Origin of the sequence: Bacteroides faecalis (genome assembly GCF_003865075.1) — a bacterium.
GTDB classification, from domain to species: Bacteria; Bacteroidota; Bacteroidia; order Bacteroidales; family Bacteroidaceae; genus Bacteroides; species Bacteroides faecalis.
This window is the reverse complement of sequence record NZ_BHWB01000001.1, coordinates 401287-414447: the sequence shown is the minus strand read 5'-3', so window position 1 is coordinate 414447 and position 13161 is coordinate 401287. Positions and strand designations below refer to the sequence as shown.

Below are 13161 nucleotides of genomic sequence, written 5' to 3'. Positions count from 1 at the left end.
AAAACTTAAAACTTAATATCTACAAAAACCGGATAATGGTCTGAGATTGTTGCAGTATCTATTTCTTTACCATCAACCGACAGCGAACGTAATATATGAGTTTGAAGAACTTTTACCTTAGGCGCTTTCTTATTCTTTGCCAAAAGAATATAATCGATTAACGCCCCATCATCAGTTCTCCCGGGAATTGAATTGCCCACAACATCACTTATAACACTAAAACTTTCCAACCATACAGGAAATGCAATTCCACCATTAGTCCAACGATGTGAATCATTCAGATCACCGGCCAATAAGACTATTTTGTTTTCATCCTTTATGTTATCACACACTATTTGAGCACCTTCGGTGCGCATCTTGTCATTCAAATCAGCATGTGTTCCAATAAAAATCAAGTTTTTCAATTCTACTTTGACAGCAGCCCTCGTCTCATCACCCGGCAAATGAATAATCTCTTTTTTACGTATCGGCAGATTTTTCTTAATCAACACCCCACAACCAATACTTCCCCCATCAAATAACGCGGCATTACCATATACCGGAACATATTCAACCCCGGTCGCATCAGCGATTTCTTTCAAAAGATATCTGAAACCCCTATGTACGGATGCACTGTCCAATTCCTGCAATGCAACTATATCTGCATCCATCGTTCTGATAACCTGAGCTAATTTTTCTGTATTTTCTTTATTAATTGCACCGGGATCTGTTGCTCCTTTGCAATAATGGGTATTGTAAGTTAATATACGTATTGCATTCTTAGTTTTCGGAAAGGTTTGTGCAAACAGTTGTGAAACAGGAAACAAACATACGATGATGACTAACACAAGTCTTACTTGAAAACACATAAATCTATTTTTCATATTATTATCTGATTAACTTAGTTTGATACTCTCAATTCTGTAACTTTCAATAGAAGCACATCTCCCAAAATACTCGTTTTCAGATCAATTGGTAAGACATGGTGATATCATAAGATTCACCTATTCTAATACTGTCAAACTGGTAACAAAATAAATTTTAGTAAAAGTAACCATAAAGTCTACAAAGTCCCAATATTTTTCAGAGATATTTTCGTATTGAACGAATTTCGTTCTCATAATCTTTCTTCTTTGATTATGAAGTATCTCATTCATTTGCACAAAAACCAAGAAAAAAAATGACATATCACAATGGCTTGGTTACTAGAATAATATGTAAAAATATGACGATGAAGGAATCCCCACTTCAATTTGTCAAACTCTATTTTTTATAGGTTCTTTGATTACGGAAACTCACCTAACCTATTTTCGTGTACGCTAACAGTGAAAAACAGTGAAAGAAATCAAAAGAGAAACAAATACGCACAATTTATTTGGAGATATAGTCATAAAGACATACATTTGTCATGTGATTTTTTTCATAGTATTAGATTTAAGGTTAACAAAGGTTGGAGCAAAGCGTTGCTCCTTTTTTTATGCCAATCTATCAACTTTTCTCTATTGGCTTTCTTAATTTATCTGCTATTTGCAGCAATTGTCCTTTATAGTCTACCATAGAAATAGCCGGAATCGCACCGGGAGGCAAATTCTTTTTTATTTCCTCATTTCTCTTTATCAAATCTTCGCAAGCTTTATCACACCATTTAGCGGCTTTCTCACGCAATGACTGATCCCCACATTCTTTATTGAGCCATTTAACCCATTGCAACAACTGTCCTTCATCCCCTAGAATCGTATTTGAAGCAAGTAGTTTATCTCCACGTGTTACAAATGAATCCCATTGATTCATCATAGCATCTTTCTTAAGGCGCAAGCTCTCACCTATCATGTCAGCTTCCGCTACATTCATTTGTTTCATATGCGCAACGTAGGCATTCAATCCTTGCTCATCAAAGATACAATGCTTTGATTCATCAACTTTCAGAAAAGTATATGAACCATCAATCCAATCTTCAAGCAGTCTACGATCAAGAGAAGCAGCCTGACGAGGGAATTTGTCAGCAATCTCTTTTTTATGACTTACGACATACAGAAATGCAGAAGAATCAATATCATGCACATAATAATAGAAGATCCAAAAGTAAGACTCATCTTCCAATATTTTTTGTTCCTTTCCTTGTAAGAAATCAGTAGCTACCTTCCCCGCTTCTTTTTCACAGTTAGCAGCAGCAAGAACATTGATATATCCGCCGACAAAATCTAAATCACGTTCACCCGATTGATAACGCTTTCTTAATCCCGATAATCCACCGGACTCAACACCCAGTTTCACCTTTTTCAGTAACTCGGGAGCTTCGTCAGCACCTAAGAGCCGATATACTACTTCACCTGTTGAATTCAAGAAAAGTAAAGTAGGATAACCTCGCACCTCATATTTCTTTTTGATTTCTATCCCTTCACCTTTCTCCATGTCCATTTTCAGATTCACGAAATGGCTATTGAAATAATCGGCTACCAAAGAATCCTTAAAAACAACATTGGACAACTTCCGGCAAGGGCCACACCACGTAGTGAAGCAATCGACAAAAAGTAGTTTGTTTTCTGCCTTAGCCACTTTTAAGGCTTCTGAAAAAGAAAGTTCACGAAAAGCAACACCATCCGTTTTTGCAAAAGTCATTTGCATTCCCTGAGCAGGTGTCATCTGTGCACCTCGTACAGGTACTACCCGCTGTCCTTGTATCGTTTGAACGGATAGTATATACATAGCTATGGTACATACAAAAAAAAGTCGTTTCATTTTGAATATATTAGGTTAATAATTAAAGTTACAATAACTGATACATCCCTCCAGCCAATACACGAATCACTCCTTTCATCTCCAACTCAAAAAGAAGGGCACTCATCTTATGGACAGGAATGTCGGTCCCTACCACTAAAGCATTGATCTGCAAATCACCCTGTTTTTCCAAAAGGTCAACTATCTTTTGTTCTTCAACGGATAAATCAAGGAAAAGACTACGTTGAACACTTTCTACTTTTACTGAATAAGAATCACTATTCCAGCCCATTGCTTTAACCAAGTCCTCGGCAGAAAGAAGCAGAGAAGCCTTATTATCACGAAGTAACTGATTACATCCCTTAGAGTACTCATCGCTGGTACGACCCGGAAAAGCAAAACAATCCCGGTTATATCCCTCGGCAAGTTCGGCTGTGATTAAGGAACCTCCTTTCTCTGCAGACTCAATAACAATAGTAGCATCACACATTCCGGCAACAATACGGTTACGACTCACAAAATTATGACGATCCGGATTTGTCCCGGAGAGGAATTCAGTCAGAAGTCCTCCGTTATCAAGCATGTCAATAGCTGTTTTTCGATGTACATAAGGATAAATACGATCCAATCCATGAGCAAGAACACCGACTGTAGACAATTCATTTGCAAGAGCTTCCCGATGCGCATGAATGTCAATTCCATAAGCCAGTCCGCTAACCACCAATACATCCGGACAAAGAGCTTTCAATTCTCGTAAAAAGGTAGTACAAATTTGAGTACCATATTCAGTAGCATTGCGCGTACCGACCATATTTATAATATGTAGCGAATTTAAATCAGCGTTACCTTTAAAGAAAAGAACGATAGGAGCATCCTCACATTCCCGAAGACGGGAAGGATAGTCTTCATCAGTAAACGTCAGACAACGGATACGGCTCTTTTGAACAAATTCCAGCTCTTGTTCGGCACGTACAATAACTTGCGGGCAGTCCAGGGCTTTTATGATACGTTCATTAACATCCGGCAATCGATCGGGAAGGTCTTTACGGAAACGAAATACATCAGTGGCACTTTTCATGCCATCTATCAAACGCTTTGCCCCTATATGCCCGATACCGGGCACCATAGTCAAGGCAATGCTATAAATCTGTTCTTCTTCGTTATCGGTCATTTAGGTATGGTGCAAAGACATTGTCGAATAATTCGCTGTCACTCAAACGTCCGTTTACCACACATACCGTTTCAACAGTGGATTTCACTACTACTTTATTATCACTTTTCCGGAAAATATCCTGATAGAATACGTACTTGATACCTTCCTTTTTCATAAATAGCTTCGAGATAAATTTATCCCCACTTTTCAATGGAGTCTTGAAAGCCATATTGATACGTGCCACTACCGGATCGACTCCCTGTTCATGGAGAGCAGCGAAACTAACACCTACCGAAGTCAAAAACTCATGACGGGTATGTTCCAGATAGTGTTGATAATTGGCATTATTAACAATGCCCTGAAGGTCACATTCATAGTCGCGAACCTTCATTTCCAACTCATATATATACTGATTCATGACTTTATCCTCTCTTCTGTTCGATATCGAGCCCTTTAAATTTCTTCAGTTCTTCGGTCGATACCAACTTATACAGTTTGTCATTAGGACGTATACGGTCAGACTTCATAGAGAAATGTTCACCCTTTTTTACGGTTTGCACCGGTTCCAGATCAACACGTGCTTCATCCAAAGTCATAAACAGAGCACCGGTAGTTGGACCTGTAACCAACAGTTTATCACCGACACTGACTTCGGCAGCCTCCACCAAAAATTCAGAGACACCGATATTAGAGAAATATTTGATTCCTTTACCTACATAGATTTTACGCTCTGTAGCAGCCGAACCGTAGTTTCGTGTCCACTCTCCTAAACGCTGTCCCAGATAGTAACCGTCCCAAAAACCACGATTAAATACTGTCTTCAACCGTTCGTCCCAAGCAGCAATTTTCTCATCGGTAAAAGTTCCTTCCACGTATGACTTAATCGCTTCCTTATAGCATTCTACAACTGTACGCACATATTCAGGACCACGAGCACGCCCTTCTATCTTGAACACTCGTACGCCTGCATCCATCATCTTGTTCATGAAGTGAATCGTCTTCAAGTCTTTCGGCGACATGATATATTCATTATCAATATCCAGCTCTACATCGGTTTCTTTATCACGAACCGTATAGGAACGACGGCATACCTGCATGCAAGCACCGCGATTGGCCGAATGGTTCATCTCATGCAATGACAGGTAACACTTACCCGAAACAGCCATACAAAGTGCACCATGACAGAACATCTCAATACGAAGTTGTTCGCCGCTCGGACCACAGATATTCTCTTCACGAATCTGACGGTATATTTCGGCCACCTGTTCCAGATTCAATTCACGAGCCAAAACTACTACATCTGCAAATTGAGCATAAAACTTCAATGCTTCCGCATTAGAGATATTCAACTGTGTGGAAAGATGTACCTCTTGTCCTATCTGATAAGCATAATTCATCACTGCCACATCAGCAGCAATAACTGCAGAAATTCCTGCTTCCTTTGCTGCATCCACAATGGTACGCATTAAAGGGATATCGTTATCGTAAATAATCGTATTTACAGTCAGATAGCTCTTCACTCCATGCGCGTCACAAGTCTGTGCAATCTCGCGCAAATCATCAATGGTAAATGTATTGGCCGAACGGGCACGCATATTCAGGTTTGCTATACCAAAATATATGGAATCGGTGCCTGCCTGAAGAGCGGCCGCCAAAGATTCACGTGAGCCAACAGGGGCCATAATTTCAAAATCTGTAATATCCATCAGTACTGTCAGATAATCATTAAAATGTGATAAGAAAGTGCAAAGGTACAAAGTTTATCTGTATCTACGACTTAATTTATCTTACTGGGCCTTCAACTCATGCTGAAGTTCTGTCGCCATTTCCATACCAATCTTCTGTCCCAACTGCATTCCTTCTATAGTCATCTTAGGAGTAGCTTCTGCCAATTTCTTACCAATTGGAGTTTCATAAAATGCAATCAAATCTTTTAGATCATCTATAGTCAGATATTTCTGATAAATAGGAACATAAAGCTCTACCATTCTATCAGCGAACTTTGTTTTCCATTTAGCAGCAAAATCATCCCAAAAAGCGTCCGCTGTACCCGGTGCAGATTGTTTCATCATACTTACCATTTGCGGCACCATCGTTTTCGAAACTTCCAAAGCACCGGAAAGATTCATCATCTTCTCCAACGTTGCTCTATATTCTTTATTATTATCACTTTGTGCATAAGCCGAAGTTACAGTAGCGAAAAGCATTATCATACTTACAGCTGTTAAAAACAGACCTTTTCTCATAATTCTAAATTTGTTAAATGAATGAATAGATACAAAAGTAGGTATTTTTTCCATATTTTTGCAGTGAAATAATCATTAGTTCAATTTATTCATGAAAATAGGCCACATAGACCTGGGAAAACATCCCATACTGCTCGCCCCAATGGAGGACGTTACAGATCCTGCTTTTCGCCTAATGTGCAAAAAGTTTGGTGCTGACATGGTATACACTGAGTTTGTATCCAGCGACGCCCTCATTCGTTCAGTCAGCAAAACCGCACAGAAATTAAGTATCAGTGACGAAGAACGGCCTGTTGCTATCCAGATATACGGTAAAGATACGGACACGATGGTTGAAGCTGCTAAAATCGTAGAGCAGGCACAACCGGATATTCTGGATATAAACTTCGGATGTCCGGTGAAAAGAGTAGCAGGAAAGGGAGCAGGTGCAGGTATGTTGCAGAATATCCCCAAAATGTTGGAGATTACTCGTGCCGTAGTAGATGCAGTCAAGATACCTGTCACTGTAAAAACTCGATTAGGTTGGGATGCAAGCAACAAGATTATTGTTGATCTGGCAGAGCAGTTACAAGATTGTGGTATTGCGGCATTGACCATTCATGGTCGTACCCGGGCACAAATGTATACGGGAGAAGCAGACTGGACCTTAATTGGTGAAGTCAAGAATAACCCAAGAATGCATATTCCTATCATTGGTAATGGAGACGTAACCACTCCTCAACGTTGTAAAGAATGCTTTGACCGTTATGGAGTAGATGCAGTCATGATCGGACGTGCCAGCTTCGGACGCCCCTGGATCTTCAAAGAAATGAAACACTACCTGAAGACAGGAGAAGAGCTACCTCCACTCAGCTTTGAATGGTGCATGGAAGTACTTAGCCAGGAAGTTATTGACAGTGTAAACTTACTGGATGAACGTAGAGGTATCCTGCATGTACGCCGCCATCTGGCTGCCAGCCCTATATTCAAAGGTATTCCGAATTTCCGCAATACGCGCATTGCTATGCTACGGGCAGAAACAAAAGAGGACCTTTTCCATATCTTTGAAGAGGTACACACTATCATGTCATCAGCTAATGAAAATATTTAATTAAAACTTCAGCTATATGAAAGTCATTAGATCTATTGCAACAATTATCCTATTGAGTAGTATAATGCTTGCTTGTAATCATACAAACAAGAACACTACTTTGCAGACAAAGGATACATTGGCTGAAGACTCTAGCAACTTCATCACAGAAGAACAACAAATTTCTTCTGATGAAGCACTCACAAATAACCAACTCATGCCGGTTTTCCAAGTAGAAGAAAACAACAAGATTCAAGTTGCGATGATGGTAGATTCTTTCTATCCATGTACGAATATCGACTCATTGCAACTAGTACAAACATACAAAGTTCCTTATTTTGAAGAAGCAGACTATAAGATAGAAGTCTATAAATATAAAGATGTCAATGAAATTCCACGCATTGTTGTAAAAAGAGGAGAAGAAGAGATAATAGATATGTTAAATGGATGCGACTTCGTTAATTGGGAAGAAGTAAGGGGGTTTACCAGTAAAGAATATGTCCAATATATTCCCTTATCCAAAAATGTAGTTTTGGCACTTTTCACCACTCTTCGTGATGGAACATGTGAACCGTCTCCGGGAAATGTTACCATTGTTGCCCTCACAAGCGAAGATGCCAAACTTGTCTTTTGTCAGGCTTTAGAGTTTGACAAATTCGACCTTAGTCCCGGACATTTTCGTTTGACTCTGAATAGTGGTTGTTCTAATAGTCCAAATTACATATTATGGCAGGAAGGAGAAAAACTTGTGTTCGGAGAAAATAATTAGAGAACTGCCTAACCTATTTAAACATAGGCACTGCAAACCACTTCTTAAACATCCAAGTTACCACCACGTACAACAGAAAAGCTGAGAAGAAGCCAACAATAGCGTCAATTACATAATGCGCCTGAATATATACGGTAGCTCCACATAATAATAGATAAAATGGCAACAGACAGCCAAACAGTATCTTACTACCACGCCACGCCATAATCATCAGTATAGTAGAGATACCGACATGAGAACTGGGAAATGCTGCTGTAGGCCGTTCACCTACTTGCTGGGAACCCTCTACAAGATTATAGAAAAATCCATGCTGATAGCCCGGTCCCGGCAACAATTCCTGATGAAGATTAAAATAATCACCAATAGCTGGAAAAGTTCCTTTTGCCACGTGTTCAATCCCAATAGCAGGAAAATAGAATTGCGGTCCTGCCACCGGAACGAAAATATAAATTAAGTAATAGATAAAGAAAGAAGTGACCAATACAAAAGACATCTTCTCGAATAAATCGAATTTATAGATGAAATAGAATAAAGTCACAATCAATATCATCGGATAATAGAAGAAATATCCCATGTTAAATGCTTCACTCACCAATAAATGAGGGAAAGTATGACAGAACCAGATAGCAGGCTGACAATTGAAGATAAACTGTTCAGCCACAGCAAAGATATGATCCAAATTCGGGAAGAAGCGGTTAAACTCAAAAGTATCCGGATACCAGTAGGACAACAAACTCATTTGTATAACGATACGTACAAAAGCCGAGAACTTACAAGGAGCCAGTCGATAAAGATACATCAACAAAAAAGTCATTGCAGCAATCATTGCCCTATCCAGCAACATATGCCATGGATGGTCCATTCGCTGAAACAGGAACAGAATCAATATGGAGGTCAACAGATTATAAATCAATGTTATCTTCTCCACTGCGAACAGCCCTTTCCGGGTTTCTACACGCTTAAATAAGTCTAAAGCCATCCTTCGTTTTTATACCAGGCAATCGTTTCACGGACTCCTCTTCCCAAATCATACTCGGGAGTATACCCTAATTCTTCTATGGTAGGGGTAATGTCGCATTGCCAATTGCGTTGTTTCATTATCTTATACTTATCCAAATTCAATGTACTGCACTTTCCTGAGCGCATGGCAATGAATTGAGCGAGCAAAGATATAACTTTTAGCACAATTAATGGACATTTCACACGAATAACAAACGGATTGCCTAACTCTTTTTGAATTAAGTCCGAAAATACACGACTCTGATATACTTTACCGTCCGACAGAAAATAAGTTTTCCGTACTACTTTCTTCTCTATTCCTAGGAAAATTGCCTGAACAATATCTTTTACATAAACGAAAGTCAAATCCTGCCGACGGAAACCAACCGAAAAGTCTATATGACGTTGAATAGACTTCGCCATCAGGAAATAATCCATTTCTCGTGGACCATACACCCCTGTAGGGCGATAAATAACATAAGGGAATCCGGGAATACTTTGAATATAAAGTTCAGCCTTTAGTTTACTTAACCCATAAGCAGTGTTAGGCATTGGAGTATCATCCGCTTCAATAGGAGAATAATCTTTATCGCGCACAGGTCCAAAAACACTCAGTGTACTGACATAGATAAACTGTTTGGGGACCATATTAAGCTCTTTCAAGGTATCGATGAAATATTTCGTCTGTAGATAATTCACGTAATCGAAAGACTTCGGATCAATGCACTTAGTGACACCGGCACAATGGATGATGTAATCAAACTTATTGTATGTCCCTTTGTAACCGGAAAGCTGGGCACGAAGCTCATTAGGATGAGCAAAATCGAGTTCCAGAAAATGAATCTTCCTGTTTTTCAGATATTTCTTGCTACTAGTAGACCGTATTCCTGCCCAAACATTGAACTTGCGTTTCAAAGCCCCTTCAACAATGAAACTACCAATAAACCCACTTGCACCTGTGATCAAAATACTCTCCATTACTACTTTTTAGGTTCTACATGAATATTGATTAATGTTCCCTCACCAAATATATCTTTTAATTTATGCTCAATTGCGGTAGCGGTAGCATGCGCTTGCTCCAATGTAATATTCCCATCCATTCGTACGTGCACTTCAATGGCATAGTAACTACCAATACGCCGGGTACGCAAATGATGCGGTTCACTAACTCCCGGAAAAGACAACAATGCTTGTTCAATTTCTTTTTCCACCTCATCCGGTAATGATTTTTCCAATAGTTCATCCACACAAGGAATCAATAACTGAATCGCCACTTTTATAATAAAGAAACTAACAATCACTGCAGCAACCGGATCAAGTACCCGCCAGTTTTCTCCCAACAAAATAGCTCCTCCGATACCAATCGCTGTTCCGATAGAAGAAAGCGCATCGCTCCGATGATGCCAAGCATTAGCTATAACAGCTTGTGAATCCAATTTCTTCCCTTCAATCACTGTATATTGATACAATATCTCTTTTGCAACAATAGAAACAAGTGCCGCTATCAGAGCCACTATTCCCGGTTCTTCCAATTGTTGTCCCTTGATAAAAGCATATATAGAGGAAGCTCCATTCCACAATATTCCAAAACCGACAACCAACAACAATAATCCGATTATTGCCGTAGCCAATGTTTCATATTTTCCATGTCCATAATCGTGGGTTTTATCCTGCGGTTTATTTGAGATCCGCACAAACACTATAACGACCAAATCTGTGACAAAATCAGACAATGAATGCACTGCATCGGCCAACATAGCTGCACTATGCCCCATAAATCCTGCCACAAACTTGAAAACAAGCAGCAGAAAATTAACGATACTACCGATAATCGTGACTTTATAAATTCCTCGTTCACGAACAGTCTTTTTATCTCCCATTTTGTTACATTATCTATAAGATATTGGCAAATGTACGTGAAAATCTTGAATTATTGATATTTAATCATTTACTTTGTAGTAACAATAGTAATTTAGAACGATTCAATTATGGCGAAAAAGAAAGAAAAGAAAGAAAAGAAGGCCGGTAAAAGAATGGGAAAACAACAATTGGCCGCATTATTGATAGACTTTTTCCATGCCAAACCCAACGAAACGCTCAGTATGAAATATATCTTTGCGGAGTTACATCTCACTACTCATCCGCAAAAGATGTTGTGCGTCGATATTCTACACGACCTGTTAGACGACGATTATATCAGCGAAATAGAGAAAGGCAAGTTCCGTATGAATAGCCACGGAACAGAAATGACAGGTACGTTCCAGCGTAAAAGTAATGGAAAGAATTCATTTATCCCCGAAGATGGAGGCGAACCGGTTTTCATTGCAGAACGAAACTCTGCACACGCAATGAATAATGATAAAGTAAAAATCGTATTCTATGCGAAACGAAAGAAAAGAGAAGCAGAAGGAGAGGTTATTGAAATATTAGAACGTGCCAATGATACCTTTGTTGGAACGTTAGAAGTAGCTAACTCATATGCTTTTCTGGTAACAGAAAACCGTACGCTCGCCAATGATATTTTCATTCCGAAAGATAAATTAAAAGGGGGAAAGACTGGTGACAAAGCAATTGTAAAAGTGACTGAATGGCCGGATAAAGCAAAAAATCCCATCGGTCAGGTAATCGATATATTGGGGAAAGCCGGAGATAACACAACGGAAATGCACGCAATCCTTGCCGAATTCGGATTGCCGTATGTTTATCCGAAAGCGGTAGAAACAGCAGCGGATAAAATTCCTGCTGAGATCACTCCCGACGAAATAGCCCGGCGTGAAGACTTCCGTAAAGTAACCACTTTTACTATTGATCCGAAAGACGCAAAAGATTTTGATGACGCCCTTTCCATTCGCCTGCTCAAAGACGGATTATGGGAAGTGGGTGTACATATTGCTGATGTGACTCACTATGTAAAAGAAGGTGGTATCATCGATAAAGAAGCAGAGAAACGGGCGACTTCCGTATATCTGGTAGACCGTACTATCCCGATGCTTCCCGAACGTTTATGTAACTTTATCTGTTCGCTCCGCCCCAATGAAGAGAAACTCGCATTTTCCGTTATTTTCGACATTACAGAAAAAGGGGAAGTGAGCGACTCTCGCATTGTACATACAGTTATCAAATCCGACCGCCGTTTTACTTATGAAGAGGCACAGCAGATTATCGAAACAAAGGAAGGAGATTTCAAGGAAGAAGTACTTATGCTGGATACGATTGCAAAAGCACTTCGGGAGAAACGCTTCGCTGCAGGAGCCATCAACTTCGACCGCTATGAAGTAAAGTTTGAAATTGATGAAAAGGGAAAGCCAATCAGTGTATATTTCAAAGAGTCTAAAGATGCCAATAAATTGGTGGAAGAATTTATGCTACTAGCCAACAGGACAGTAGCCGAGAAAGTAGGAAGAGTGCCTAAGAACAAAAAGGCTAAAGTACTTCCTTATCGTATTCATGATCTTCCGGATCCTGAAAAATTGGATAATCTGGCGCAGTTCATAGCCCGCTTTGGATATAAAGTACGTACTAGTGGAACAAAAACGGATATTTCGAAATCTATCAATCATTTACTGGATGACATTCATGGTAAGAAAGAAGAGAATCTAATTGAAACTGTCTCTATTCGAGCTATGCAAAAAGCTCGTTATTCCACGCACAATATCGGACACTACGGATTGGCTTTTGATTACTACACACATTTTACCTCTCCGATTCGTCGGTTCCCGGATATGATGGTACACCGTCTGGTTACAAAATATATGGATGGAGGCCGTAGTGTATCGGAAACGAAGTATGAAGATCTATGTGATCATAGTTCGAATATGGAACAAGTGGCTGCCAATGCCGAACGTGCTTCTATCAAGTACAAACAGGTAGAGTTTATGAGTGAGCGCCTGGGACAAGTATATGATGGCGTGATCTCTGGAGTTACGGAATGGGGGCTTTATGTAGAACTGAACGAAAACAAATGCGAAGGAATGGTTCCTATTCGTGATTTGGATGACGATTATTACGAGTTCGACGAGAAAAATTACTGTCTGCGTGGACGTCGTAAAAACCGGACGTACAGTTTGGGGGATGCGATTACTATTCGTGTGGCACGGGCAAACTTAGAGAAGAAACAATTGGACTTTCAATTAATCGAAAAATAAATTCATCACAAAAAGTCACAGAGGTTTTATTATCCTAAATTTGTTTCTCTGTGGCTTTTATGTATTCAGTCTTTATAAAATAA

Annotated in this window: 12 protein-coding genes; 3 read left to right on the top strand and 9 right to left on the bottom strand. The window is 39.5% G+C overall.

What is annotated here, in order from left to right; all coding sequences use genetic code 11:
• Positions 1-5: 5 nt before the first annotated feature.
• The 6 genes from EJF25_RS01560 to EJF25_RS01530 all read right to left on the bottom strand — a co-directional run bounded on the left by EJF25_RS01560 (position 6) and on the right by EJF25_RS01530 (position 6096).
• Positions 6-863 carry an endonuclease/exonuclease/phosphatase family protein gene (locus EJF25_RS01560; protein ID WP_235016668.1) on the bottom strand — a complete coding sequence of 286 codons (858 nt, stop codon included), beginning with the start codon at positions 861-863 and terminating at the stop codon, positions 6-8.
• A gap of 604 nt (positions 864-1467) precedes the next feature.
• The gene (locus tag EJF25_RS01550; RefSeq protein WP_125039729.1) at positions 1468-2718 is read right to left on the bottom strand and encodes a thioredoxin family protein; all 1251 of its coding nucleotides are present in this window, start codon (positions 2716-2718) and stop codon (positions 1468-1470) included.
• A gap of 28 nt (positions 2719-2746) precedes the next feature.
• On the bottom strand, positions 2747-3868 hold the full coding sequence (gene dprA / locus EJF25_RS01545; RefSeq protein ID WP_200832846.1) for a DNA-processing protein DprA: 1122 nt from the start codon (positions 3866-3868) through the stop codon (positions 2747-2749).
• Positions 3858-4268, bottom strand: a complete 411-nt coding sequence (locus tag EJF25_RS01540) for an acyl-CoA thioesterase (protein ID WP_125039728.1) — start codon at positions 4266-4268, stop codon at positions 3858-3860. Before EJF25_RS01540 ends, dprA begins: the two co-directional genes overlap by 11 nt.
• Positions 4269-4272: 4 nt before the next feature.
• Entirely contained in the window at positions 4273-5556 is a 1284-nt protein-coding gene (locus tag EJF25_RS01535) for a peptidase U32 family protein (RefSeq protein WP_125039727.1), read from the bottom strand.
• 81 nt (positions 5557-5637) lie between these two features.
• On the bottom strand, positions 5638-6096 hold the full coding sequence (locus EJF25_RS01530) for a DUF2059 domain-containing protein (RefSeq protein ID WP_125039726.1): 459 nt from the start codon (positions 6094-6096) through the stop codon (positions 5638-5640).
• A 91-nt stretch (positions 6097-6187) separates the two neighbouring features.
• On the opposite strand from EJF25_RS01530, the gene dusB reads away from it, so the two are divergent.
• Complete coding sequence (dusB, locus tag EJF25_RS01525; RefSeq protein ID WP_025075128.1) at positions 6188-7186, top strand: tRNA dihydrouridine synthase DusB; 999 nt, start codon at positions 6188-6190, stop codon at positions 7184-7186.
• A gap of 16 nt (positions 7187-7202) precedes the next feature.
• Positions 7203-7934 (top strand): hypothetical protein, encoded by a 732-nt coding sequence (locus tag EJF25_RS01520; RefSeq protein ID WP_125039725.1) that lies wholly within the window; start codon positions 7203-7205, stop codon positions 7932-7934.
• Positions 7935-7947: 13 nt separating this feature from the next.
• On the opposite strand, the gene EJF25_RS01515 is transcribed toward EJF25_RS01520, so the two are convergent.
• From EJF25_RS01515 to EJF25_RS01505, 3 genes are read right to left on the bottom strand one after another with little or no spacing between them, the layout of a single operon-like run.
• Complete coding sequence (locus tag EJF25_RS01515; RefSeq protein ID WP_125039724.1) at positions 7948-8913, bottom strand: phosphatase PAP2 family protein; 966 nt, start codon at positions 8911-8913, stop codon at positions 7948-7950.
• Positions 8904-9911, bottom strand: coding sequence for an NAD-dependent epimerase/dehydratase family protein (locus EJF25_RS01510; protein WP_125039723.1), 1008 nt, complete (start codon positions 9909-9911; stop codon positions 8904-8906). The genes EJF25_RS01515 and EJF25_RS01510 overlap by 10 nt, the downstream gene beginning before the upstream one ends.
• Before the next feature lie 2 nt (positions 9912-9913).
• A complete protein-coding gene (locus EJF25_RS01505; protein WP_125039722.1) occupies positions 9914-10813 on the bottom strand; it encodes a cation diffusion facilitator family transporter in 900 nt (299 codons plus the stop codon).
• A 108-nt stretch (positions 10814-10921) separates the two neighbouring features.
• Between EJF25_RS01505 and rnr the strand changes: the two genes are divergently transcribed.
• On the top strand, positions 10922-13078 hold the full coding sequence (gene rnr / locus EJF25_RS01500; protein ID WP_125039721.1) for a ribonuclease R: 2157 nt from the start codon (positions 10922-10924) through the stop codon (positions 13076-13078).
• The last annotated feature ends 83 nt before the right edge of the window (positions 13079-13161 follow it).